The organism is Labilithrix sp. (genome assembly GCA_019637155.1).
GTDB lineage: Bacteria > Myxococcota_A > Polyangia > Polyangiales > Polyangiaceae > Labilithrix.
Window position 1 is genome coordinate 83,329 of record JAHBWE010000021.1, and the last position, 23,810, is coordinate 107,138.

A 23,810-nucleotide genomic window follows, 5' to 3' on the forward strand; every position below is an offset into this window, starting at 1 on the left:
AAGGACGTGGGGGCGCGCTACCGCTTCACGCGGAAGGCGACGCTGCCCGCGTGCGACTCGTGGAAGCTCGCGACGAGGAGGTGGTGGACGCCGGTGTCGCTCGTGAGGCCCTCGAGGTCGGCGGCGCTGATGACGAGGATGCCGCCGGTGCGGCTGATGCCGGCGTTCACGTCGGTCGAGAGGTTGACGCAGATCGAGTTCGGATCGCTGACCGGGTTGCCCGCCGCGCAGAGCTTCCACGGCGTCTCGCAGCCCGTGCCGTCCGTCGTCCACGCGAGCTCGTAGGTCTTGCCGCCGGTGAGGTCGACCTCCTCGCAGAGCGCCGGCGTGACGATCCTCGGAGCGCATCCACCGGTCAGGTTCGGCGCGATCGCCTGCGCCCCGCAGCCTCCCGGCTCACCACTGCTCGACGACGTCGAGCTGGAGCTCGCGCTCCCCGACGTGGAGCCGTCGCCCGACGGCGTGCCGGTCCCCGTGCTGCCTCCCCCGCACGCCACGATGGAGATCGCGAGGAGGACCGACGTAGAGCGCATACGACCAAGCTCGCACCGCGCGTGAGCAGGTGCCTATAGTCATTTCGACGATCCGCGCGTGTCGTCGCGCTCACGCGGCGGCGCGGAGCTCTCGCGCGAGCTCCTCGATGCGCTGGGGCTTGCCCGTCTTCGCGCCCTTCGTGCGCTCGCTGATGCGGCGGAGGACGAGGTCGACCACGATCAGCGCCGCCGCGACGACGAGCGCGTAGGGCCACGTCGCGACGAGGGCCTTCGCGGGGCGCGCCGTGCGCGCGAGCGTCGCGGCGGGGGTCGGGTCGACGCGGCCCTCGCCCGCGCGCGCGAGCGTGTTCGCGAGGTACGTGTTCGCGCCCTCGCCCGTCACCTCCGGCGTGCGGTCCTCGCGGCCGAGCGCCTCCGCCATCAGCGCGCCGCGCGCGTCGCGGGCCCGCGCGATGACGACCGCCTCGCCCTCGGTGCGGCCGATCGCGCGCCAGTGGCCGGGGCCGCGCTGCTCGAGGCGCACGTCGATCTTGTGGGACTCGCCGCTCTTCTCGACCGCGTAGACGTCCATCGCCGCCGGCGCCGAGCCGGGCGCGGCGTCGGGCGGGAGCTCGACGTCGACCTCGACGAGGCGGTCGCGCACGTTGACCGAAGCGTCGGCGCGCCGCGCGTCGCTCTGACGGAGGAGGAAGCGGAGCGACTGGCGGAGGAGCTGCGCCGCGACCGGCGACTTCGCCCACTCGCCGCCCCAACCCTCGTTGAGATCGGTCGCGATCGCGCCCGACTTGCCGAGGCCGTAGCGCCACGTCGCGAGGAGCGGCCGCCCGTCGGGGAGGAGGAGCGCGGTGTCGGCGCCCGAGCGCCGGCCGGTCTCGACGTACGCCTCGAGCGTGGGCAGCTTCGCGGCGTCGACGCCCTCGAGCGCGGGGTGCGAGCCCGCGGCCGCGACCTCTACCTTCTTCTCGCGCAGGTTCGACTGCGCGAGCACGCGCGTCTCGGAGAGGAAGATGCGGCGAAGATCGGCGCCCTCCTCCGTGATGTAGAAGCGGCCGCCCGCCGACGCGGCGAGCCGGCGGAGGAACGGCGTGTCGTTCCCGGCCTCGGCGCCGATCCCCACCACCGTCGTCGTGATCCCCCTCCCGCGCGCGTCCTTCGCGAGCTTCTCCGCGGTCTGGCCCTTGTTCGCGCAGTTGGTCGGCCCGTTCCAGTCGCCGGTGTCGCAGTCCTCCACCTGCTGCTCGCTGTCGTCCGTGTCGCTGAAGAGGATGACGTGACGGATCGGCGTCTTCGCGTCCTTCAGCGCGGCGTACGCGTCTTTAAGTGCAGTGTACACATAAATGCCGCCCCCGCCGGGGCTGACCGCGCGCACCGCGTCGCGGTACTGCGGGAGCCGCTCCTGCGGGCCGAGCGGGACGTCCCAATGCGTCTTCGTGTCGACGCTCGCGAGCGCGACGAGATCGGTCGGGCGCAGCACCTCCGCCGCGCCGAGCGACGCCTCGAGCGCGAGCTCCAGCTTCGTGTGCGAGCCGACCTGCGCCGACATCGAGCCGGAGCGATCGAGCATGATCGCGAGCGCGACGGGCGGGTCCTCCACGTGGCCGCGGTCCTCGATCTCGACCGGGATCGCGCGCGCGATCGGGGTCCCCGCGTACTCCGGCGCGAGGCCGAACACGCCGCCGGTCGTGAGGAGCCCGCCGCCCTGCTGCACGTAGTCGACGAGCGCGGTCTGCGCCGCGCGCGTGAGGCCGCTGTCGTCGGTCGCGGCCGCGGTCACGCGCACGTCGGCGAGGACGACGAGGTCGGCGCCGGAGTAGCTCGCGGGATCGGCCGCGCGATCGAGCGGGAGGCGGCGCGCCTCGAGCCCCGCCGCCTGGAGCGCGTCGGCGAGCACGGGCGGGACGTCGCCGCTCGCGGAGAACACCGCCGCGTACGCCTTGCCCTCGACGCTCACCGCGGTGAGCAGGCTCGGGCTCACCTTCTTGTCGCCGGCGTCGGCTCGCTTCGCCCCGTGCCAGCCGTAGCTCGTCTCGTCCGCGCGCGCCTCGTAGACGTGGACGCCCGGCGGCGGATCGCGATCGACGAGCTCCACGGTGTACACGTCGTTCGACGGCGGTGAGTCTTCGTCGAAGCGGCGGTACGGCGGGTAGTGGCGATGCGGCGGCATCGGGATCCCGTCGCGCGTCCAGCTCACGACGAAGGCGACGCTGGAGCGCACCTCGACGTCGAAGGCGATCGGTTGATGCTCCGCCACGTGCCCCGAGCGCGCGCGGAGCGCGGTGACGAGCGGCGCGGTCGGGCTCGGGCCCGAGATCGGGAGGACGTCGACGCGGATCCCGGCCTCGCTCGCCTTCCGCACCTCCGCCTCGGCGTCGCCGCGGGTGGGACGGAGGTCGCCGAGGAGCACGATGCTGCGGTGGCCCTCGAGCGGGAGCGTCGCGACCGCGAGGCGGATCGCGCTCGCGAGGTCGCTCGCGTTTCCGTCCTTCGCGGGGAGGACCTCGGGCGCGCGCGCGGCTCCGGGCACGGCGAGGATCGCGGGCCGCGCCCCGAACGCGACGACGCCGAGCTTCTCCTTCTCGTGCGCGGCCCACGCCGCCTCGAGAAACTCGTTCGCCTCGGCGACGCCTTCCTTGCCCATGCTCTCGGACGCGTCGACGACGTACATCACGGACTGCTCCGTGCTCGGACGCGTGACGGGCCGGAGCCACGGCGACGCGGCGACGACGCCGATCGCAAGAACACGCACAGCGAGACTGACAAGACGAAGGCTCATGCTCATGCGATCTCCGGGGTCCGGGGCGGCGGAGCGCGCCTCGCGCGCGGAGAGTCCCCGGCGGGGAGAGCTCGAGAGGGGCTGGCCCCTCTCGAACAAGAAAGAGAGAGCCACGCCTCGAACGCGAGGAGGAGGCCGCCGAGGAGCGCGATCAACGCCGGCGGGCTCAGTGGAATTCGCCAGCGCGGCTCGGACGCATCCGGCAGCGCAGCGGCGGGAGCGGCGCCCTCGAGCATGACCTCGTCGCGCGGCACCGTCTTCGCGGAGATCACCTGCGTCGCGCCGCCGAGCTGGGTGAGGACGTTGCCGACGAGGACGGGGAACGCGACCTTGAGCACGAGGTCGCTGCGCTCCAGATCGAGGCCGAGCCAGACCCACGCGTTCTTGCCGCTCCCGCCCGCGATGAGCGCAGGGCCGGCGTCGAGATCGACGAGCGAGCGCGCGCCGTGGGGAGGCGCGCCGACGAGCGCGCGGAGCGACGTGAGCTCGTCGAGCGCGACGCCGCGCATGAGCGGATCCTCCGCCGCGATCGATCGGAGATGCGCCCCCGACTTGTCGGCGTGGTGGGCGTCGATCTCGAGCTCGTCCGCGGCGACGCCGACGTAGAACGCCGGGACCCCGCGCGGACGCCCCGGGCCGTCGCGCAGCACGACCGCGACGTCGCCCGCGTCCTTCGGCGGCGCGCTGTTCGATGCGACGTCGTCGACGTCCGTCACTCCCGCCGCCGAGAGCGCGCGGCTCACGAAGAAGTAGGTCGCGGCGGTGTCTTCCTTGTCGCGCACGAGCGTGACCTTCGGCGGCTTCCGCGCGGTCTCCTCGAGCGAGGCCTCGTCGTCGATCGCGAGCGCGTCGCTCCTCCCGTCGTCGGACGCAATACGGGCGACGAGCTTGCCTCCGCCGCGCAGCGTGACGTTCTCGGTGTGCTCGCCCTGGGCCGGGACGTCGATCGATCGATCCGCGACGACCCGCCCGGCGAAGGTCACGACGAGGCGACCGCGGCGCGGCGACGTCGACGAGGTCGCGACCACGACCGTCGCGTCGCGCTCTTCGTCGTCGCGCGCGTCCGGCGCGGTGCGCGTGAAGAGGCTGACGATCCCGAGGTTGTCGCTCTTCCCGCCCCGCCCGACGACGCGCTGCTCGGTCCAGCCGCCGACGCGGCTCGCCGCACGATCGAGCGGACGATCGGAGAGGACGACGACGCGCGCGTGATGCGCGACGCCGAGGCCCTCGCCGAGGCCGATCGCTTCGTCCATCGCCGCGGTCTCCTTCGCCGCTTCGATCTGCGCGATCGCGCGATCGACGAGCGGCCCCGGCGACGTCGGCGGGAGGAGCACGCGCGCCTCGTCGCCGGCGACGACGATCGCGACGCGGCCGTTCGGACCGAGCGCGGCGACCTCGCGGCGGACGTAGCGGCGCGCCTCTTCGATCGGCGCGCCCGCCATCGAGGCGGAGGTGTCGACGACGTAGACCGCGGTCGCGATCCCCTTCCCGCCCGGCCGCGCGGCCGCGAGCGCGAGGAGGCCGGCGCCGGCGAGGCAGGCGAGGAGCGCGACGAGGCGGCGCACGTTCCGGATGCGGCGGCTCCTCGAGATCGACTTCGCGCCGAGACGCCAGAGCATCGTCGACGGAACGCGCACGACGCGGCGCCGCCGCTTGACGAGGAACGTGATCAGGATCGGGACGAGGAGCCCGAGCGCGGCGAGGAAGATCGGCGCGGCGAGGCTCATGACCGGCCGCCCGCGAGGACGCCGGCGGTGAGCGCGCGCGTCACGATCGTCTCGAAGGGCTCCGCCGTCGTCGTGCGCACGACGGGCGCGTCCAGGAAGCGCGCCGCCTCGTCGATCGACGCGCGGTGCGCCGCGAGCGCGGCGAGGAACCGCTCGCGCGTGCCCGCCGCTGGCATCTCGAGGAGCTCCCCCGTCTCCTCGTCTTCGAGGTCGAGCCCGTCGACGTCGGGCGGATCGACCTCGAACGGCGCGAGCACCTCGACGAGCGCGACGTCGTGGCCGTGTTTCCTTGCTTCACGCGCGCCCGCGAGGACGCCGTGCGGCTCGAAGAAGTCGCTGACGATCACGCAAAGCCCGCGGCCGGGCGCGGCCTCGAGCACGGCGCGCACGGCGGAGGGGAGATCGGTGTTGCCGACAGGCGCGAGCCGATCGAGCGCGGCGAGCACGCGCGGGAGCCCCGCGCGACCGGTCACCGGGCGCACGCCGGCGACGCCGACGCGATCCTCGCCGCCGAGCGCCACCGCCGCGAACCCCGCCGCGATGCGCGCGGCCTGCCTCGACTTCGTGGGCGCGCCGTGGCCCATCGAGGCGCTCTGATCGACGACGAGCGTGAGGCGGAGCGGGGCTTCGTCGGCGACGAGGCGGACGAGGAGCCGCTCGAGCCGCGCGTAGGCGTGCCACGCGATGCGGCGCGTGTCGTCGCCGGCGACGTACGCCCGGAGATCGATCGTCTCGATGCCGGAGCCCACGCGTCGCGTGCGGCGGCGGCCGGCGCGTCGCGCGCTGGCGAGCTTGCGCGCGAGGAGGGTCAACCGCGCGAGGCGCGCGACCATCTCCGGCGCGAGGAGCGACTCGTCGTCGGACATGACGCTCACGTCACCGCGGTCGACTGGAGGATCTGCGCGACGACCGCGTCGGCGGTGAGGCCCTCCGCCTCCGCCTCGAAGCGGAGGCCGATGCGATGACGGAGCACCGTCGGCGCCGCCACCGCGACGTCCTCGATCGCGACCGCGGCGCGCCCCGTCGCGAGCGCGCGCGCGCGGCCGCACGCCATGAGCGCCTGCATCGCGCGCGGACCCGCGCCGTAGCGGCACGCGCGGTGCGCATGCGTCGCGAGGACGAGCTTCGCCGCGTACTGCTCGACGTGCGGCGCGGCCGGGATCGTGCGCGCCATCGCCTGGAGGAACACGAGCTGCTCCGGCGACGCGATCGCCTTCGGGATCGCCGGCTCCTCCGCGCGTGCGCCGATGCGCGCGAGCGTCTCGAGGGAGGGCATCTTCACGATCAGCTTCACGAGGAAGCGATCGAGCTGCGCCTCCGGCAGCGGGTAGACACCTTCCATCTCGATCGGGTTCTCGGTCGCGAGGACGAAGAACGGGCTCGGGAGCGGCAGCGGGCGGCCCTCGACCGAGACGGTGCGCTCCGCCATCGCCTCGAGGAGCGCGCTCTGCGTCTTCGGCGTCGCGCGGTTGATCTCGTCGGCGAGGACGAGGTTCGCGAAGATCGGGCCGCGCCGGAACTGGAGGTCCTTGCCGCCGCCTTCGGTCGCGACGACGAGGCTCGTGCCGAGGACGTCGCTCGGCATCAGGTCGGGCGTGAACTGGATCCGCGCGAACGCGCCGCCGACGAGCTGCGCGAGCGACCGGACGAGGTGCGTCTTGCCGAGACCGGGCGCGCCTTCGAGGAGCACGTGCCCGCCCGCGACGAGCGACTGCACGACGCTCGACACGATCTCTTCTTGTCCGAGGATGATCTCGCGGAGCGCCTGATCGATGCGGAAGATCGCGGCCCGCGCTTCGTGCAGCCGCTGCTCCAGCGTCGCGGGCGGCGGGGGCGCCGACGTATGACGGACCGTCGCCGGCGCGTGGTGGTGGTGGCCATTCGCGTGCCCGTTCGTGTGCGCTTGCGTCGTCATGGACTTCCTTCTTCGCCGGGCCGGATCGATTTGAAGTACCGGCGCACGGTCGGCCGTCGCGCGGCGGGTACGTTGTCTTCACGGAGGCCGTCTTCCACGACCGTGTCGTACGCGGGGAAGATCGCCTTGTAGTCCTTCGGGTCGCCGCCCTTGCCCATGCCTTCGATCACGCTCACCGCCTTCTCGCCTTCCTTCACGTCGGCGCGGGCTTGCAGATCGCCGTTCAGCTTGAGCCGGTCCTTCGGCGCGACCGGCGTGCGATCGCCTTCTTCTTCGCCGCCGCCTGTGCCGCCGGGCTGCCCCTTCTGCTCGTCGCTCTTGGCGTTGGCTCCGCCCGCCTCGCCGTTCTCCTTGCCGCCTTCGGCAGGGTCCTTCCCCTCTCGCGCCTTGCCGCGGAGCGAGCGATCGAGCTCGGCCCCCTTCTCGCCAAGGCGAGACGCGCTCGCGCTCTTCTGCTTCGACGCCGACTCCATCGACGCGAGCTCGCGCTGCGCGCGCTCCATCGCGCGCTTGGCGCCTTCCTTGTCGCCGCGCGCCGCCGCCTCGCGTGCCTCCTTCAGCGCGTCCGCCGCGCGCTGCCACGCTTCCTTCGCCGCGGCCGATCCGGCGCGGCTCGCCGCTTCGCGCGCCGCCTTCTCCGCGCGCTCGAGGCGCTCCGCGAGCTTCGCGAGGTCTTCGGGCGCCGTCGCCTTGTCGATCTCGCGCTCGAGCGCGGCCGCGGACTCGGACGCGGTCGAGGGACGCGCCGTGCTCTCGCTCGGCTGCTTCGCCTCGAGCTCGTCGCGGAGCGCGCGCAGCGACTTCGCGCGATCGCGCTCGTCGGCCTGGAGCGAGCGCTCCGCCTTCCGCATCTCCTCGAGCGCCTCGTTCGCGCCCTTGCGATCGCCGCGCTCGGCCGCCTCCGCCGCGCGCTTCGCCGCCTCGATCATCTGCTGCTCTTGCGGCGACGGCGCCGGCGCGCTCGGATCGGTCTTCGCCGCCGCGACGGCGTTCGCCTTGAGGTCCGCCGCCGCGCTGCGCTCGCTCTCCGTCACCGGCCGCATCGCGCGCTCGACGACGAGCCGATCGATCGCGCCGAAGAGGATCCCCGCCGCCGCGACCGCGATCATGAGGCGAAACCCGCGCGGTCGATCGATCGGCTGCGCGGTGAAGAGGCGCTTCGGATCGATCCCCTCCGTCGCGCGGCGCGCGCGCGCGATCGCGAAGCGCGCCATCTCGTCGTCGCGGCGGTCGCGCTCGAACGCGACGCCGCTCGCGACCACCTCGGCGAGCCCGAGCTCGGCGTCGATCTTCCGCGTCGCGACCAGGAGCGAAGGCCGGCTCCGCCACGCGCGCACGACGATGACCGTCGTCGCGACGAGCGCGCCCGCCGCCGCGAACGCGAGGGCACGAGCGGCCGAGAGCGCCGGCGACTGATACTGGAGCGGCCAGACGAACGGCCGCAGCGCCGCGCCCATGGCGGCGGCGACCGCGACGACCGCGGCGCGCTGTCGGAACGCCGCCCACACGTGCAGGCGACCGAGGCGCCGCTCGGCGGCGGACGCGATCGGCAAGAGAAGCACCTCTTCGTTCATGGATCCCGGTCGAAACGCCCGCAGACGCGGAGCTCTTCCAGCGCCGACACCGCCGGCGCGCTCGAGTTCCTCGGGGCTCGGGGGACGAGTGTGACGACCTAATTCGAGGCGACCTGATCCGGACCCGGCGGGCTCACCGCGTTCGAGAGATCACGAACGGTTCCGGTGGTCACCGACACGACCGGCGCCGGCCAGACCCCGAGCAAGACCACGACGAGGACGAGCGGCCCGACGCTCGCCCACTCGCGGCGCGAGAGATCGGGCAGCTTCTCGCCCTCGACGAGCTTCGGATCGAGCACCCCGAACGCGACCGGCGACAGCGCGGTGAGGTGCGCGGCCGCGACGACGACGAGCGCGATCGCGGCCACGATCGCGAGCGGCGCGTAGCTCGAGAGGACGCCGAGCAGCGCGAGGATCGGTCCCCAAGCACCGCCCATGCCGAGCACGCCCGCCTGCGCGAGCGCCGCCGCCGCGAGCGACACCGTCCACGCCGGCATCCGTCGTGCCACCCCCGCGAGGCGGTTCGTGTCCACCGTCTGCGCGCGCTCGAACGCCGCGGCGGCGAGGAGGAGGAACACGCTGATCGCGAGCGCGCGCGTCGACCCGAGCACGATCGCGCCGGAGAGCCCTTGCGGCGTGAGCGATCCCGCGCCGAGGAACACGAAGCCGGACTGCGTCGTGATCGCCGACGCCGCGATGCGCCGGAGGTCGGTCTGCCCGAGCGCCGCGAGCGCGCCGTACGCCGAGGTGACCGCGCCGATCGCGACGATGACGCCGGAGGCCCAGCGCATCCCCTCCGGGAGCACGAGGCACCCGAGGCGCAGGAACGCGCAGACGCCGACGAGCGGGAGCGCGGTCGCGATGAGGATGCCGCTCGACGCCGGCGCCTCCGCGAGGACGTCGCCGAGCCAGCGATGGGCGGGGAACGCGGCGACGAGCAGCGCCGCCGCGGCGAGGACGACGACGAAGAGCACCTTCGCGAACGTGCCGCCGAAGGTGGTGCGCGAGAGCTCGGGGATGCTGAACGTCCGCGTCACCGACGTGCCGTCGACGAGGAACGTCGCGTCGGCGTGACGCGAGAGCAGGATCGCTGCGACGAGCAAGAGCGCGATCGCGGCGAAGCCGGGCAGCGCGAGCCGCAGCGCCGCGGTCTTCCGCTTGCCGCCGCCCCACATCCCGACGAGGAAGGTCGCCGCCGCGACCGCGACCGCGGCGAAGAGCACGAAGAGGAGCGCGTCCATCGCGACGATCGCGCCGTTGAACGCGGCGTCGAGCACGAGGAGCGCGCCGAAGTGGCCGCCCGGACCGCGCTCGGGGCCGCGATCGAAGATGACCGCGAGGAGCACGACCGCGCTCGTCACGAAGAGCGCGTTGGCCGCGATCCCGTCGACGCCGAAGAAGATCTCGAGGCCGATCGGACGCACCCAGACGATGTGCTCGATGAACTGGAGCCCGTCGTTGCCGTCGATGCGGGAGAGCTCCGGCACGAAGCTGCGATACACGTACGCCGTGAACACGCACTGCGCCGAGAGCGCGACGATCGCGAGCGCGCGCGACGTCGGCGCGTCGCCGCGCGCGAAGATCGCGGCGAGCGCGCCGAGGATGGGCAGGAGCAGGATGACGGAGAGGAGCCGCGACTCGAGCGGGCCCCCGAGGCCGCGCATCTGCGCGCGCACGCCCATCGCCACCTCGCCCGACTCCTCGTCGGAGCTCGTGACGACGATGTGGCCGAAGAGCTGCCGCACGCGCGTACCGTTCTCCGGCATCCATTGCACGATCGCGCGGCGCGTCGCCCCCGGCGCGATCGTGATCGGGATGCTGCCGTCGGTGAGGCGCGCGACGAGCTTGGGCGGGACGCGCGGATCGGCGGGGTCGGCCCGCGGCGCGATGCGCGAGACGACGAGCGGCTCCTTGCCGTCGTTGACGATCGCGAGCTCCGCCGACCACACCTCTTCCCTCGCCCCCGGCTCCGCGCGGAGCTCGATCGGACCGCGGCCGCCGCCCGGCGCGGCGAGGCGAACGGTGCCGGCGCGCCGCACGTCGTCCGCCCGCGCGCTGCCGCCCGCGAGCGCGAGGAGCGCCAGCGCGACGAGCAGGGAGCGGAGGACGGTCCACATCGTCAGCCCAGGACCAGCGCGGAGAGGACGACCGCCGCGAGCGTCGCGACCATCGCGAGGAGGAGGCCCGTCCAGATCGGTCCGCCCTCGGCCGCTTCGTCGTCGCCCTCCGCGACGGACTTGCCGCGGACGCGCCGGTAGAGATCGCCGAACGCGGCGGGCACGTCGTCGATGATGCGCGTGTCCATCGACTGCACACCTCGATGGAGGAACCCCATCACGCGGCCGATGCCGCGCGCGAGGAGCGCGAGCAGATCGTACGGACGGCCGAGCGCGAGGAGCCACGCCGGCGCGTCGGCCGACATGTTCGCGCGCCGCCCGAGGACCGCGCCGCCGCTCGCGGCGATGACGGAGAAGACGATGCCCGCGATCGCCATCGCCTGCGGCGCCGCCGGCGCGGGGGCGGCTCCGACGAGGCGCCGCGCGAACGGCGCGGTCGAGCCGCCGTAGAGCGAGCTGCCGACGCCGAGCACCGCGCCGCCGGCGAGCGCGACGATCGAGAGGACGACCACGACCACACCTTGTCCGCGCGCGCGCCGGCCGTCGCGCGCGCGGCGGCTCGGCGCGGCGGCGTTGATCACGACGAGGTCGTAGACGCGGTACGCGGCGAGGGACGCGACCGCCGCCGCGACGACGAGCGCGGACGCGACGAGCGCCATCACGACCGCCCACGCGACGCTGCCGGTCGCGGCGGAGGAGAGCGCGACCGTGATCGCGAGGACGAAGCCGGCCGAGGCGCCGGTGCCGGGGAAGAGCCCGACCGCGGCCGCGCACGCGACGCCGAGCCAGCGCGCGTCACGCTTCGCCTCCAGCGCCGCGAGCGCCCCCGCGACGGCGACGAGCGACGTCGACGAGAGCACGAGCCCCGCCGCCGCGTCGCCGAGGGAGATCGCGGCGAGCGCGAGCGCCGCGGTCGCGGCGAGGATCCCGCGGAGCGCCTTGTGCTCGTCGTCGATGCACGCCGCGCGCGCGGCGAGGACGACCGCGGTGACGACGCCGATCGCGGCGACGATCGCGCCTTCGAGGCCCGCCGGATCGCCGATCCCCGGCGCGAAGCGGAGCGCGAGGTAGACCGGCGGCAGCGCCTCGAGCACCGACGCGATCGCCGACGGTCCGCTCCGGCTCGCGAGCGCGTACACGTGCGCGAGGCCTCCGACGAGGACGAGCAGGAGGATCACGATCGACGAGCGGAGGCCCACGATCATGCGACCGGCGAGCGTCGCGCGCACCGTCTCGAGCGCGCCGTTCGTCGCGAGGCGCGGGACCGCGACCTGATCGTCGAGGACGCGGAGGCTCGCGGTCGGGCCGTACGGCGCGAGCACGTAGGCGCGCCCCGCGCTGAGCCCCACCCGCGGGACGACGACGTCGGCCGACGCCGCCCCGCGCTGGACGCGGAACGTGTACACGCCCGGCTGGACGAGCACCGCGAACGGCGCCGCGATCGGCTCGCCGGGGAAGTCGGTGTCGTCGGCGGAGACGCGCGCGCCCGCCTCCGTCGTCATCGTGAGCATCGCCTTGTCGGGCGAGTCGGACGGCTGTCCCGTCGCGACGAGGACGAACCGCGGCGCGCCGTCCGAGTCGTAGCCTTCGGGGCCGAACGCGCCGCCGAGCGACCAGAACAGGAAGATCATCCCGACGAGGACCGCGACGTTGCCGGCGCTCGCGCTCACGTTCGCCGAGAAGCTGCCGCCGCGCGCGAGGCCCCACGCCCCGATCGAGAGGAGGCCGAGGCCGACGAGGATCGGCGCGAACCCGTCGCCGACGACGAGCGCCATCGCGCCGGTGGTCAGGAGGCCCGTCCACGCGAGGCGCGGCCCGGTGCCGGGGCGCGAGGACCACGACGTCTGCAGCGTCGAAGCGCACGCGACGAGCGCGACGACGACGCTGAACGTCGCGCTGCGCGGATCGACCGCGACGTCGAGCGCGAGGTCGAGCTGTCCGAGCCGCGCGAGCGCGGCGACGTGCTGCACGAACACGTAGCCGTGCGGGAGCAGCGCGAGCTTGACCGCGATGACGACGGCGAGCCCCAACGTGCCCGCCGCGCCGGTGATCGCGACGATCGGCGCGATGACGCCCTCGCGCAGATCGGTCGCCGGCGAGACGCTCGTCGGGCGCGCGAAGACGGACGCGAGCAGCGTCCAGAGGAGCGGGAGCGCGACGAGGCCCACCAGCATGAAGACCGGCTGGACGAGCGCGAGCGAGCCGGTCGTCTCGAACATTGGGAGGCGGCCGATCTTCTCGCGATTTTGGGCCCAGATAAAGGCTAGATGAAGGGGCTCGCGTGGGGCTCCGGACGCCCGATCGCGGCCCGAACCCGAAGCGCGATCCGCAAGGAAAACAGGGTGACGAGCGCGACGAGCGTGGCCCCGATCGCGGTCTCCACCGCGACGTTGGGGACGACGCGACGCGAGAGCGCGACGAGCGCGCCGCCGAGCACGAGGCCGGGGACGAGCGCGCGGAGGAGGACGCGCCGCGTGGCGGGGGCGTCGAGGCTCGTCCCGACCCGCCGCGCGCCGAGGCAGAGCGCGGTCATGAGCCAGGTCTTCAGCGTGAAGAGGGCGGCGCCGGCGAGGAGCATCGGCTTCGCGCTCGGGATCTGCCAGCCGCCGAGGAACACCGCGACGCCGAGCGAACACGCGAAGAGGACCGCCGCGCGATCGAGGCTCGCGTCGGACGGCGCGCGGGAGCGGAGGAGCGCGATCACGGTCGCGAAGTACACGACCGCGAGGACGGCGCAGGCGGGGTGGCGCGTCGCCTCGACCTGCCACGGCAGCGCGCCCTGGAGGCGGACGATCTCGGAGAGCTCGATCGCGCCGATCTGCGCGAACGCGAGCGCGAGCGCGGAGGCGAGGACGAGCAAGACGAGCAGCGTCTCGAAGACGGCGCGGACGACGCCGCCCGCCCCCTTCGCCCGCGCGACGCGCGACGAGACGAAGAGCACCGCCGCGGCGGCGAAGAGCGCGACCGCGTCGACGTCGCGCCCCACGATCCACGGCGTCAGCGCGAACGCGGCGAGCGCCGCGGTCACGAGGACGGAGGCGGCCGCGCCGGTGCCGGCGCCGAACAGCGCGCGCGCGGCGCCGCCGAAGCTCGTCCTCCGCAGCTCGCTCGCGATGCGGAGCTCGAGGGTCGCGAGGACGGGCGGTCCCGGCAAGACGAGGAGGATCAGGATCGCGAGCGCGAGCCCGACGAGGAGGAGCGCCGGCGCGTATTCGGTCGGCACGCGCTCGCCCGAGTAGTCGAGGAGCGACACCGTCGTCGTGTCTTCGATCCCGGATTCGGTGTGCTTGATCGTGAGCTCGGCGGAGCGCGCGGAGGCGGGCGCGACGTCGGCGATCGCGAGCGCGTGCACGCCGTCGACCGCGACGAGCACGTCACCGGTCTGCATCCCGGCGCGCTCCGCGGGCGAGCCCGGTCTCACCTGCTCGGCGGGGATGCCGCGCGGCGACGGCGCGCCGGGCGTGATGCCGAGGAACTCGAGGAGGCGCGCGCCTTCGGTCGTCCGCGCGTCGAGCACGGTCGCGCGGATCGACGACGGCTGCACGTCGATCGTCGCGCCGCGCAGGCGCCCCACGAGCGGCGGCGCGGTGGGATCGTTGGACGCGAAGGAGATCCGGACGTCGCCCTGGAACGTCGCGTGCGACGCGCGATCGCCGCGACCGCACAGCCGCTCGGCGAAGCTCTCGCGGACGACGACGTCCATGCGATCGGGCGCGGCGACGACGCCGTCGGCCTCGATCGTGAGGTGCGTGAGCGGCGGCTCGCCGGGGCGGAACGCGGTCCCTTCGAGGACGAGCTTGCCGGTGCGGCCCTGCGGAAAGCCGGCGCCGTGGACCTCGATGCGATCGCCGGGCTCGACCTCCTTCGGCGCGAGCTCGGTGACCTCGACGAGCGGCGGCGCGACGGTCCGCTCGCATCCCGCGAGGACGACGAGGAGCGCGGCGAAGAGGACGAGGAGGCGCAAGGCTCCTCCGGTCATAAAGGAGGGCTCGCATCCGCGCGACTTTTCGGCGAAAGCGACTACATTCGCCGGCCGTGGCTACCCCGAACGTCTACGCCGTGATCATGGCCGGCGGCGCCGGCACCCGCTTCTGGCCGGCCTCGCGCAACAAGCGCCCGAAGCAGCTCCTCCCGCTCGCGGGCAAGAGCGACGAGCCGCTGCTCGCCGCCACCGTGCGGCGGCTCGCGCCCCTCGTCCCCGCCGAGCGCGTGCTCGTCGTCACCGGCGAGCACCTCGCGGACGGCACCGCGCAGGCGCTCCCCGGCGTCCGCCGCGACCACATCCTCTGCGAGCCCGCCGCGCGCAACACCGCGCCGTGCATCGCGTGGGCGAACGCGACGATCGCGCGCCTCGATCCCGACGCGGTGGTGATGGTCCTCCCGAGCGATCACTTCATCACCGACGAGAGCGGCTTCCAGGGCGTCCTCGCGACCGCGATCGCGACCGCCGCGCGCGGCCACGTCACGACGGTGGGGATCGTCCCGACGCGCCCGGAGACGGGCTACGGCTACATCGAGGTCGGGGCGGAGCTCTCCGACGCCGCGCCCGCGCGGAAGGTCGCGCGCTTCGTCGAGAAGCCGGCCCGCGCGAAGGCGGAGGAGTTCCTCGCCGCGGGGCCGACGAAGTACTTGTGGAATGCAGGCATGTTCTTCTTCCGCGTGAAGGACATGGCGGCGCTCCTCGAGCAGCACCTCCCCTCGGTCGCGGCGGGCGTCGCGAAGATGGGGACCGATCCGGCGAAGGTGAAGGAGGTGTTCCCCACGCTCGAGAGCGTATCGATCGACGTCGGCGTGATGGAGAAGGCCGGCGACCTCGCGGTGGTGCCGGGCGACTTCGGCTGGAACGACGTCGGCAGCTGGCAGTCGGCCTGGGAGCTGGCCCCACACGACGCGAGCGGCAACGCGCTCGGCCCGAGCGACGTCGCGATCGACGCAAAGGGCAACCTGCTCCGCGGCACCTCGGGCAAGACGATCGCCGTCGTCGGCGTCGACGACCTCGTCATCGTCGAAACCGACGACGCGATCCTGGTCCTCCCGCGCGAGCGCGCCCAGGACGTAAGGCTCATCGTCGACACCCTGAAGACCCAGGGCCGCACGACGCTGCTCTGAACGAGCTCGCAAACACGGCCTGCAGCCCGCAGCAACGACGGCGAGCTGTTCCTCGTCGCCGTCGCTCTACGTCGACGAGCAACCCGGCTGCGTCGTCGTGAGCCCCGCGGTGACGGAGGCGACCTCGGACGAAGCGCTCGCCACCTTCACGCGCGAGCTCTTCGAGCGTTGCGACCGCGCCCTCGCCGCCATCTTCGACCGCTTCGTCGCGCCCGACGCCGCCACGAGCGCCGCCTCGCGAACGCCGTCATCCACGACATCGCGCTCCGCGCGCGAGAGCATCGACGTCCGCTCGTCGCGTTCATCGGCTTCGGGTTTCACGACGCCGGCCGCGCGACGGCGAAGGCCGGCGCCGGATGTTCTGAGCGGGCGACGGCGCGACGAGATATCGTGGCGCTCGATGGTGCTTCGATACCTTGCGGCCGTTCTCGTGACCACGTCGGCGCTCGCGGGCTGCTCGAGCGACGAGCCGCCCCCTGCGCCGAACGGCGGCGCCGATGCGAGCGCGGCGAACGACGCCGGCGCACCGTCGCGCTGCAGCGAGCTCAGCGCCGAATACGCCGCGGTCCCCACCGTCGCGAGCCACGTCGCGTGCGCGCGGGACGAGGACTGCACGTTGATCCGGAACGGCATCTGCAACTGGACCGGCGAGCTCGCCGTGAACGCGAGCGGCGCCGACGCGGGGGCCACCATCGCCGCGACGTACCGCGCGGAGGGATGCAGCTCGCTCGACTGCGGAAGCGGCGGCGGGCAGACCTTCGACCCCGCCTGCCGCGAGCAGGCGTGCGTCCGCGTCTTCCCCGACGGTGGAGTCGTTCCGCGGCGCTGAGCGAGCGCAGGAGATTCAGAGGAGCGAGCTGCACTCGCGTTCGAGGTCGCCCGCGAGGCCGCCGCTGTAGCCGCCGTGGATGAACCGCACCACGCCGGCCTTGTCGACGATGAAGATGCTCGCGTCGGTCGGCGGCCTGTAGCGCGTCTGCGCCGACTTCGTCTCGTCCCAGCCGACGTCGAACGTCGCGCCCATGTCGCCGCTGACGCGCGCGACGTCCATCACGTCCTCGTCGGTCGCGATCGCGCTGACGACGAGGCCGCGGCCGGTGTAGCGCTTCTGGAGATCGGAGAGCACCGGCATCGCGTCCTTCGCGCCGGCGGAGCTCGTCGACCAGAAGAACAGGAGGTTGACCTTGCCCTTCACGAGGCGAAGACGATCGCCCGTGTTGCGGCTCGCGTTCATGACGTCGAAGTCGGGCGCGAGATCGCCGACGCGCACGTTCCCGTTGCTCGCCTTCGCCGCCGGTCGGTCCGGCGCCTCCGGCGGCAGGTTGGACTCGCAGCCGAGCGCGAGCGCCGCCGCCGCGAGCACGGCCGCCGCGAGCGCGACTCCCCCGCGCCACATCATCCGGCCAGGAGCTGCTTCGCGATGACGATGCGCTGCACCTCGCTCGTGCCCTCGCCGATCTCGCAGATCTTCGCGTCGCGCAGGTGCCGCTCGACGTGGAACTCGCGCGTGTAGCCGTAGCCGCCGTGGATCTGGAGCGCCTTGTTGCACGCGCGCGACGACGCCTCGCTCGCGAAGAGCTTCGCCATCGAGGCCTCCTTCGTGAACGGCCGCTTCTGGTCCGCGAGCCACGCCGCGCGGTAGGTGAGGAGCGCCGCGGCGTCGAGCTCGGTCTTCATGTCGGCGAGCATCCACTGCACCGCCTGGAACTCGGCGATGGGCTTGTTGAACTGCTTGCGGTCCTTCGCGTACGAGACCGCCATGTCGAGGACGCCGTAGCCGAGGCCGAGCGCCATCGCCGCGATCGAGATGCGGCCGCGATCGAGGATCTTCATCGTGTCGGTGAAGCCTTGATCGACCTCGCCGATGCGCTGCTCGTCGGACACGACGACCTCGTCGAAGGTGAGCTCCACCGTGTCGCTCGAGCGGCAGCCGAGCTTCTCGAGGTGCTTCGACGCGGTGAAGCCCTTCGTCCCGTGCTCGACCACGAACGCGGTGATGCCCTTCTGCTTCGCGACGTCCGGGTTCGTGCGCGCGAGCACGACGCAGAAGCCGCCGACGCTGCCCTGCGTGATGAACATCTTCGTCCCGCTCAAGACCCAGTCGTTCCCCTCGCGCCGCGCGGTGGTGCGGAGGCCCGCGGAGTCGCTCCCGCTCCCCGGCTCCGTGAGCGCCCACGCCGCCAGCCACTCGCCCGTCGTCGCCTTCGACAGGTACTTCTTCTTCTGCGCCTCGTTCCCGAACGAGAGGATGTGCCCCGTGCCGAGCCCGTTGTGCGAGGCGACCGTGAGCGCGAGCGAGCCGTCCGCGCGCGCGATCTCCTCGACGCAGATCGCGTAGCTCGTCATGTCCATCCCGGAGCCGCCGTACTCCTCGGGGATGCGGATGCCGAGGAGCCCGAGCTCCGCGAGGCGCGGCACGATCTCCTTCGGGAAGCGCTCCTCTTCGTCCCACTTCCGCGCGTTCGGCAGGACCTCCTTCTGCGCGAAGTCGCGCACGGTCTTACGAAGGAGCTCGTGGTCTTCGGAATGGGAAAAGTCCATGACGGACCAGGCATTTAGGAGCCCCGGCGACCGGCGTCAACGCACCTGCGTGCAGGCCCGCTCCGGCGCCGGAAGCCCCGCCGCCGGGAGGCAGTGATACCGCGTCGGGCAGCGGTCCCCGGACCCGCACGGCCGCGAGCAATAACTGCGCGCGTCGTCGGTGAGGCAGATGCCCGCCGCGCAGTCCGCGCCGGACGTGCACGGCCCGCCGATGTCGCTCGCCGGCTTCGATTTGCTCCCTCGCTTCGCCGCCTTCAAGGCGGGGTTCTTCGCGCCGGCGTCGGTGCGCTCCTCGAGGTCGATCTCCCCGACGCGCGCGAACGCCTCCTCCATCAGCCACGCGTAGGTGTCGACGCGCGTGTAGATGTTGTGCACGTCCTCGCCTTCGCAGTCCGGGCCGCCGCGCGAGACGACGCCGATGATCTCGCCCGTGTCCTCGTCGACGGCGGGCCCGCCCGAGTCGCCGAGGCACGTCGCCTCCCCGACCGTGAACTCCGCCGTCGTCACGTCGAGCACCGGCACGTGCTCGCGGAGGAGCTTCTTCCCGCGGTCCTCTCCGTTCGGTCCGCCGAAGCCCACCGCGCGGATCCGATCGCCGGCCGCGGGCCCGCGCGCGCGCAGCGGCGCCGCCTTCGCGACGACGACGGGCTCGTCGAGGACGAGCACGGCGATGTCCGCCTCGCACAGCGTCACGCCGCCGGGCGAGACGATCGCGATCCCGCGCGCGAGCGGCCGCGCCGCGCCGATGTCCTCACCGACCAGCACCGCGAGATCGCGCGGATCGCGATCGGAGTAGACCTGCACGCCGGGCGCGGGACACTCCACGACCTTCGCCGTCTTGCTCACGCAGTGCCGCGCGGTGAGCACGAGCCGCGGCGAGATCAGCGTGCCGGAGCAGAGCCCGCTCTCGCCGATCCGAAGCGCGACGACCGACGGATCGCGCCCGCGCGAGGGCACCCCGCGCAAGAGCTCGACGCGATCCGCGACGACGCCCGGCCCCGCGTCGGCCGGCGCGTTCTCCATCACCCGCTCGATCGCCGACTCGCGCTCCGCCGCCGGCGAGCACGCCAACCCGACCACCGCGACCACCGCGACAACAAGAAACCCAAGACGACGACGAAGACCCATGACCACCTCCGCCCGCGCCCAAAGCACTCACCGCGCCAACGTCCGCGCCACGGAATCACGCCCCTTTTCGGCGCCAGAGCCTGGCCCGGGCCAGAACGGGCCAGGCCAGGGGCCAGGGAAAGGCTACGTTGAAGGACGTGAGCACGGCGCGCCGCCTCCACTACGACTACTCCGAGTACCTGAGGGCGCTCGAGATGAGCGAGCTTCGGCTCGAGTATCGGGAGGGGACCATCTATGCCATGGCGGGAGGCACGCCGGCGCATGCCGAGCTCAGCGCGGCGATGATCGGACAGCTCTACGCTCGCCTTCCGAAGGGATGTCGCGTGGCCACGTCGGACATGAAGGTCCGCGTCGAGGCGACCGAGCTCAGCACCTTCCCCGACGGGGTCGTCGTATGCGGCGAGCGCGAGGTCGCGCTCATCGATCCCAACGCGATCACGAACCCGATGCTCCTCGTCGAGGTCACGAACAAGTCCACGGAGGACTACGATCGAGGCGACAAGCTGAGTCAGTACAAACAGCTCGACTCACTCGCTTCGGTGGTGTTCGTTTCCCACCGCTCGCGGAGGCTCACGCTGGTGGAGCGCACGAGCGCAGGGTGGAGCGAACGTGACTTTCGCGGAGGCGAGGTGATGAAGGTCCTCCGTCCCGCGATCGAAATCGCGGTCGACGACCTCTACGACGGCATCGCGCTCGATCCCCAGTAAGTCAGAACCCGCGGTCGACCGGCTCGAGGTTGATCCTCACCTCGCGCGTCTGGTTGGGGGCGACGTTCACGGAGTAGGAGCGCTTCACGCCGTTGGCGCGGGCTTCGATGCGGTGTGGGCCCACGGGCACCGGCACGCCGACCAGGTTGCCTGGTGAGAGCGGCGCGCCGTTGTCCGTGATCCAGTCGCAGCGTGGTGTGCAAAGAACCGTGATCGCGCCCATCTCCGGCTTCGGCGGGGCCTCGGCGCTCGCGGAGGGCGGCGGCGCCGCGGAAGGCGCCGGCTCCGCCGACGGCGTGGTCGCCGCCGCGACGGGGACGACCGAGGCCGCCGGCGGCGCGACCGACGCGGACGCCGACGCCGACGCGATCGGCGCCGGCTCGGAGCGGCGCGTGACGAGGTTCAGCGCGAGGAGCACGACGAGCGCGACGCCGAGCATCAGCCCAGCGCCGGCGGCCGCGGCCTTGATGGTGGAGAGCTCGCCGCCCGCGCCCACCGCCGCGCGCTTCTTCCGCCGCGACGGCAGTCCCGCGACGGTCGGGAGGTCCACGGTGGTGATCGCGTCGTCGATGCCGAGCGAGCGGAGCTTCTCGCTGAGCTGCTCCTCCGCCTCCGTCAGCGCGTCGAGCTCGGTCCGCAGTTTCGCGATCGCCGCGCGCATCGCCGCCACGCGTTGCATCACCTCGCCGTCCATGGAGGCGGAGCCTAGCGCGAGTCCGCGCCTGTGACCGCCGGTTCTCGGCTGCTTTGCGGAGCGATGGATTCACAGCCGAGGCACGGTCCCCGACATTTCGGCATTTCTCGCGGATCGGCGGCAAGTACGTCGATTGCAAGAGTCCCCTCGTCGATGCGGTTGGCGGTCGTTGCGGCTCTCGTGTGTCTCTGTCTGTCCGCCTCCCAGAATGCCGCCGCCGCCCCGCATCGACACCCTGACGAGATCGCGGACGCCGGAGCCGACGCCGAGCCCGAACCCGAGCCCGAGCTCGCCGATGCAGGCGCGGACGCCGACATCGACGCCGCCCCGCCGCCGGCCCCGATCGTCGTGACCCCCGGCCACCGGCCGACGACGGAGCCCGAGCCGGAGCCCGCGCCCGCGCCGCCGCCGAAGCCGATGCCGCTCCCCTACACCTCGAGCCCGGCGTCCAACGACACCGTCTACTACTACGAAGGCGAGAGCTGCAGCGGAAGCGGCGGAGGCGGCGGCTACTACGACGACGGCTACAGCGACGACAGCTGCAGCGGCTCCGCCACGAGCTACGACGACGACGATCCCTACGTCTCGTCGGGCGACGACGACGACGACGACGACGATGACGACGACAGCAGCGGGAGCTGGCTCGGCGACGATGACGACGACGACGACGGAAGCATCGACATCGAGTGGGGCGACGACGACGATGACGACTCCGAGTCGTTCAAGCGCCGGCTCGACCAGCGCGAGCTCCAGAAGAAGCTGGAGCTCGAGAAGCGGCAGCTCAAGCCGCTGACGCAACGCCGCCCGGCGAGCCCCGTGTCGCGGCTCGTGCTCCTCGGCGTCCTCGTCGCATTCCCGCTCCGGCGCCGCTTCCGTTCGCTCTAGTCTGGCGGCATGCATGTCGTCGTGACGGGAGCGTCGAGCGGAATCGGTGAGGCGATCGCGCGCGAGTACCTCGCGCGTGGAGCGAAGGTCACCCTCGTCGCGCGGAGGAAGGGCCACCTCGAGAAGATCGCGACCGCGGGCGCGGATCGCTCCCACGTCGTCAGCGCGGACCTCTCCGATCCCGACGCGGCGTGGGCCTGGCTCGACGACGCGGAGCGCGCGCTCGGTCCGATCGACGTGCTCGTGAACAACGCCGGCGTCCAGATCGTGAAGCGCGTCGTCGACACCGACTGGGCGGAGGCGGAGCGCATGATGCGCCTCGACCTCCTCGTCCCGCTGCGCCTCACCACCCTCGTGCTCCGCCGCATGATCCCGCGACGCTCCGGCGCGATCGTCGACATCGCGTCGCTCGCCGCGCTCGCCCCGACGCCGGGCATGTTCTTCTACAACGCGGCGAAGGCCGGCCTCGCCGCCGCGTCGGAGGGGCTCCGCGCCGAGGTGAAGCCGCACGGCATCCACGTCGTCACGGTGTACCCGGGCCCGGTCACGAGCGAGCTCGAGGCCGCGGCGCGCGCGGCGTACGAGGACCGCGTCACCGCGCGCAACGTGCCGACCGGATCGCCCGAGGTGCTCGCGCGCATGATCGCGGACGCGGTCGCGAAGAAGCGCCCGCGCGTCGTGTACCCGCGCCTCTACGGCGCCACGCGCCACTTCCCGAACGCCACCCGCTGGGCGCTGGACGCCCTGACCCCGCCGCTCAAGAGCTGAGCGCCCTCACCGGCGCGGGGTGACGCTTTGCAGCGGGAGCGACGCCGGGCGGTCGCCCTCCTCTTCGCGGCGGCCGAGGAGCAGGTACGTCTTCATCTCGCCCTTGCCCTTCACGCTGATCGTGCCGCGCTCCTCGTAGTCGAAGGCGTCCTTCGTCGCCTCGTAGGTCGCCTCGCTGACCTGGATCGCGCCCGGCACGCCGTGCGACTCCATCCTGCTCGCGGAGTTCACGGTGTCGCCCCAGACGTCGTAGATGAACTTCTTCTTCCCGATCACCCCCGCGATGACGGGCCCGCTGTGGACGCCGATGCGGATGCGGATCGGCTCGTCCGCCTTCGCCGCGAGCTCCGCGATCACGTCGCGCATGCGCAAGGCCATGTCGCAGACGGCCTCCGCGTGGTCCTTGCGCGGCGTCGGCACGCCGCCCGCGACCATGTACGCGTCGCCGATCGTCTTGATCTTCTCGAGGCCGAGCGCCTCCGCGACGTCGTCGAACTTCGAGAAGACCTCGTCGAGCCGCGTCACGATCGTCTTCGCGTCGAGGCGGCTCGACATCTCGGTGAAGCCGACGATGTCGCTGAAGAGGACGGTCACGCCCTCGAAGCGGTCGGCGATCGTCTGCTCCGGCGCCGTCTTCAGGCGCTCTGCGATGCGGCGCGGCAGCACGTTGAGGAGGAGCGACTCGCTCCGCATCCGCTCCGCCTCGAGCGCGATCATCTGGTCGCTGATGACGCGCTTCTGCAAGAACGCCATCCGGCTCTGCACCTCGAGCTGCCGCGCGGCGAGGACGCCGATCGTGCCGAGCGTCGTCAGCGCCATCACCCACGAGAACCGGTACGTGCCCGCCGAACGCGCGAGCGCCGCGTCGAGCGCGAGGTAGAGCACGATCGAGAGCGCGGTGTAGATCGCCTGCGTGCGCACGTTCATGCGCGCGAGGAACGGCCCGAGCGTGACGAAGACGACCGCGTACGACGTGTAGATGAACGCCCCGCCCCCGTGCGCGATCGCGCCGATCCAGAGGACGACCGTGTTCACCGCGAGCCCGAAGACGAGCATCGCGGGCTGATGGCGCTCCGGCCTTCGGTTCCGGAAGAGGAAGAGGAGGATCAGCGCCGCGACGGGGCCGAAGAACGCGTAGCGGATCAGCCACGCTCGATCGCGCACCTCCGGCACGACGAGCGCGTCGTGCACCCCGTACGAGAGCATCGCCGCGGTCGCGATCGCGATGCTGAACCGCGTGTAGCGCCGGACCGTGAGCTCGAAGTGCTCCTTCTGGAACGCGCGCTCGAGGATCGGATCCGCGAGCATGCCGCTCGTCCGCGAGAGCTTCGGCAGCTCCGTCACCCCCGGCGGAAACGACTCACGCAGCACCGTGCGT

20 protein-coding genes are annotated in these 23,810 nt (G+C 72.8%); 5 read left to right on the forward strand and 15 right to left on the reverse strand.

Annotated elements, in window-relative coordinates; translation table 11 throughout:
• Positions 1-17: 17 nt before the first annotated feature.
• From KF837_36600 to KF837_36640, 9 genes are all read right to left on the reverse strand, one after another.
• Entirely contained in the window at positions 18-533 is a 516-nt protein-coding gene (locus KF837_36600; GenBank protein ID MBX3232902.1) for a hypothetical protein, read from the reverse strand.
• A 70-nt stretch (positions 534-603) separates the two neighbouring features.
• The gene (locus KF837_36605) at positions 604-3,267 is read right to left on the reverse strand and encodes a VWA domain-containing protein (GenBank protein ID MBX3232903.1); all 2,664 of its coding nucleotides are present in this window, start codon (positions 3,265-3,267) and stop codon (positions 604-606) included.
• A 2-nt stretch (positions 3,268-3,269) separates the two neighbouring features.
• A complete protein-coding gene (locus KF837_36610; protein MBX3232904.1) occupies positions 3,270-4,994 on the reverse strand; it encodes a BatA domain-containing protein in 1,725 nt (574 codons plus the stop codon).
• A complete protein-coding gene (locus KF837_36615; GenBank protein ID MBX3232905.1) occupies positions 4,991-5,860 on the reverse strand; it encodes a DUF58 domain-containing protein in 870 nt (289 codons plus the stop codon). Before KF837_36615 ends, KF837_36610 begins: the two co-directional genes overlap by 4 nt.
• Positions 5,861-5,865: 5 nt before the next feature.
• Positions 5,866-6,909 carry a MoxR family ATPase gene (locus KF837_36620; GenBank protein MBX3232906.1) on the reverse strand — a complete coding sequence of 348 codons (1,044 nt, stop codon included), beginning with the start codon at positions 6,907-6,909 and terminating at the stop codon, positions 5,866-5,868.
• Complete coding sequence (locus KF837_36625; protein ID MBX3232907.1) at positions 6,906-8,483, reverse strand: hypothetical protein; 1,578 nt, start codon at positions 8,481-8,483, stop codon at positions 6,906-6,908. Before KF837_36625 ends, KF837_36620 begins: the two co-directional genes overlap by 4 nt.
• 98 nt (positions 8,484-8,581) lie before the next feature.
• On the reverse strand, positions 8,582-10,600 hold the full coding sequence (locus tag KF837_36630; GenBank protein MBX3232908.1) for a hypothetical protein: 2,019 nt from the start codon (positions 10,598-10,600) through the stop codon (positions 8,582-8,584).
• 2 nt (positions 10,601-10,602) lie between these two features.
• The gene (locus tag KF837_36635; GenBank protein MBX3232909.1) at positions 10,603-12,819 is read right to left on the reverse strand and encodes a hypothetical protein; all 2,217 of its coding nucleotides are present in this window, start codon (positions 12,817-12,819) and stop codon (positions 10,603-10,605) included.
• Between the two features lie 44 nt (positions 12,820-12,863).
• Positions 12,864-14,564 (reverse strand): hypothetical protein, encoded by a 1,701-nt coding sequence (locus tag KF837_36640; protein MBX3232910.1) that lies wholly within the window; start codon positions 14,562-14,564, stop codon positions 12,864-12,866.
• Positions 14,565-14,665: 101 nt separating this feature from the next.
• Between KF837_36640 and KF837_36645 the strand changes: the two genes are divergently transcribed.
• A complete protein-coding gene (locus KF837_36645; GenBank protein MBX3232911.1) occupies positions 14,666-15,709 on the forward strand; it encodes a mannose-1-phosphate guanylyltransferase in 1,044 nt (347 codons plus the stop codon).
• Positions 15,710-15,775: 66 nt separating this feature from the next.
• Here KF837_36645 and KF837_36650 read toward each other — a convergent pair whose 3' ends face one another.
• A complete protein-coding gene (locus tag KF837_36650) occupies positions 15,776-16,030 on the reverse strand; it encodes a hypothetical protein (protein ID MBX3232912.1) in 255 nt (84 codons plus the stop codon).
• Between the two features lie 109 nt (positions 16,031-16,139).
• Between KF837_36650 and KF837_36655 the strand changes: the two genes are divergently transcribed.
• Positions 16,140-16,538 (forward strand): hypothetical protein, encoded by a 399-nt coding sequence (locus tag KF837_36655; GenBank protein ID MBX3232913.1) that lies wholly within the window; start codon positions 16,140-16,142, stop codon positions 16,536-16,538.
• Between the two features lie 15 nt (positions 16,539-16,553).
• Here the strand turns inward: KF837_36655 and KF837_36660 are convergent, their stop codons facing one another.
• From KF837_36660 to KF837_36670, 3 genes are read right to left on the reverse strand one after another with little or no spacing between them, the layout of a single operon-like run.
• Positions 16,554-17,108, reverse strand: coding sequence for a TlpA family protein disulfide reductase (locus KF837_36660; GenBank protein MBX3232914.1), 555 nt, complete (start codon positions 17,106-17,108; stop codon positions 16,554-16,556).
• On the reverse strand, positions 17,105-18,250 hold the full coding sequence (locus KF837_36665; GenBank protein ID MBX3232915.1) for an acyl-CoA dehydrogenase family protein: 1,146 nt from the start codon (positions 18,248-18,250) through the stop codon (positions 17,105-17,107). The genes KF837_36660 and KF837_36665 overlap by 4 nt, the downstream gene beginning before the upstream one ends.
• A gap of 36 nt (positions 18,251-18,286) precedes the next feature.
• Entirely contained in the window at positions 18,287-19,378 is a 1,092-nt protein-coding gene (locus KF837_36670) for a S1 family peptidase (protein MBX3232916.1), read from the reverse strand.
• Between the two features lie 137 nt (positions 19,379-19,515).
• Between KF837_36670 and KF837_36675 the strand changes: the two genes are divergently transcribed.
• Positions 19,516-20,085 (forward strand): Uma2 family endonuclease, encoded by a 570-nt coding sequence (locus KF837_36675; GenBank protein ID MBX3232917.1) that lies wholly within the window; start codon positions 19,516-19,518, stop codon positions 20,083-20,085.
• Position 20,086: 1 nt separating this feature from the next.
• Here the strand turns inward: KF837_36675 and KF837_36680 are convergent, their stop codons facing one another.
• A complete protein-coding gene (locus tag KF837_36680) occupies positions 20,087-20,779 on the reverse strand; it encodes a hypothetical protein (protein ID MBX3232918.1) in 693 nt (230 codons plus the stop codon).
• 180 nt (positions 20,780-20,959) lie between these two features.
• Here KF837_36680 and KF837_36685 point away from each other — a divergent pair, with 180 nt between their 5' ends.
• Entirely contained in the window at positions 20,960-21,664 is a 705-nt protein-coding gene (locus KF837_36685) for a hypothetical protein (GenBank protein ID MBX3232919.1), read from the forward strand.
• Positions 21,665-21,673: 9 nt separating this feature from the next.
• Complete coding sequence (locus KF837_36690; GenBank protein ID MBX3232920.1) at positions 21,674-22,432, forward strand: SDR family NAD(P)-dependent oxidoreductase; 759 nt, start codon at positions 21,674-21,676, stop codon at positions 22,430-22,432.
• A 6-nt stretch (positions 22,433-22,438) separates the two neighbouring features.
• Here the strand turns inward: KF837_36690 and KF837_36695 are convergent, their stop codons facing one another.
• Complete coding sequence (locus tag KF837_36695) at positions 22,439-23,803, reverse strand: hypothetical protein (GenBank protein ID MBX3232921.1); 1,365 nt, start codon at positions 23,801-23,803, stop codon at positions 22,439-22,441.
• Positions 23,804-23,810 lie beyond the last annotated feature (7 nt).

What these genes read in the sequence shown, in the direction of transcription:
- KF837_36600 (MBX3232902.1), bottom strand. Translation starts at nt 533, where the DNA reads ATGCGCTCTACGTCGGTCCTCCTCGCGATCTCCATCGTGGCGTGCGGG.
- KF837_36605 (MBX3232903.1), bottom strand. Translation starts at nt 3,267, where the DNA reads ATGAGCCTTCGTCTTGTCAGTCTCGCTGTGCGTGTTCTTGCGATCGGC.
- KF837_36610 (MBX3232904.1), bottom strand. Translation starts at nt 4,994, where the DNA reads ATGAGCCTCGCCGCGCCGATCTTCCTCGCCGCGCTCGGGCTCCTCGTC.
- KF837_36615 (MBX3232905.1), bottom strand. Translation starts at nt 5,860, where the DNA reads ATGTCCGACGACGAGTCGCTCCTCGCGCCGGAGATGGTCGCGCGCCTC.
- KF837_36620 (MBX3232906.1), bottom strand. Translation starts at nt 6,909, where the DNA reads ATGACGACGCAAGCGCACACGAACGGGCACGCGAATGGCCACCACCAC.
- KF837_36625 (MBX3232907.1), bottom strand. Translation starts at nt 8,483, where the DNA reads ATGAACGAAGAGGTGCTTCTCTTGCCGATCGCGTCCGCCGCCGAGCGG.
- KF837_36630 (MBX3232908.1), bottom strand. Translation starts at nt 10,600, where the DNA reads ATGTGGACCGTCCTCCGCTCCCTGCTCGTCGCGCTGGCGCTCCTCGCG.
- KF837_36635 (MBX3232909.1), bottom strand. Translation starts at nt 12,819, where the DNA reads ATGTTCGAGACGACCGGCTCGCTCGCGCTCGTCCAGCCGGTCTTCATG.
- KF837_36645 (MBX3232911.1), top strand. Translation starts at nt 14,666, where the DNA reads ATGGCCGGCGGCGCCGGCACCCGCTTCTGGCCGGCCTCGCGCAACAAG.
- KF837_36660 (MBX3232914.1), bottom strand. Translation starts at nt 17,108, where the DNA reads ATGATGTGGCGCGGGGGAGTCGCGCTCGCGGCGGCCGTGCTCGCGGCG.
- KF837_36665 (MBX3232915.1), bottom strand. Translation starts at nt 18,250, where the DNA reads ATGGACTTTTCCCATTCCGAAGACCACGAGCTCCTTCGTAAGACCGTG.
- KF837_36670 (MBX3232916.1), bottom strand. Translation starts at nt 19,378, where the DNA reads ATGGGTCTTCGTCGTCGTCTTGGGTTTCTTGTTGTCGCGGTGGTCGCG.
- KF837_36680 (MBX3232918.1), bottom strand. Translation starts at nt 20,779, where the DNA reads ATGGACGGCGAGGTGATGCAACGCGTGGCGGCGATGCGCGCGGCGATC.
- KF837_36690 (MBX3232920.1), top strand. Translation starts at nt 21,674, where the DNA reads ATGCATGTCGTCGTGACGGGAGCGTCGAGCGGAATCGGTGAGGCGATC.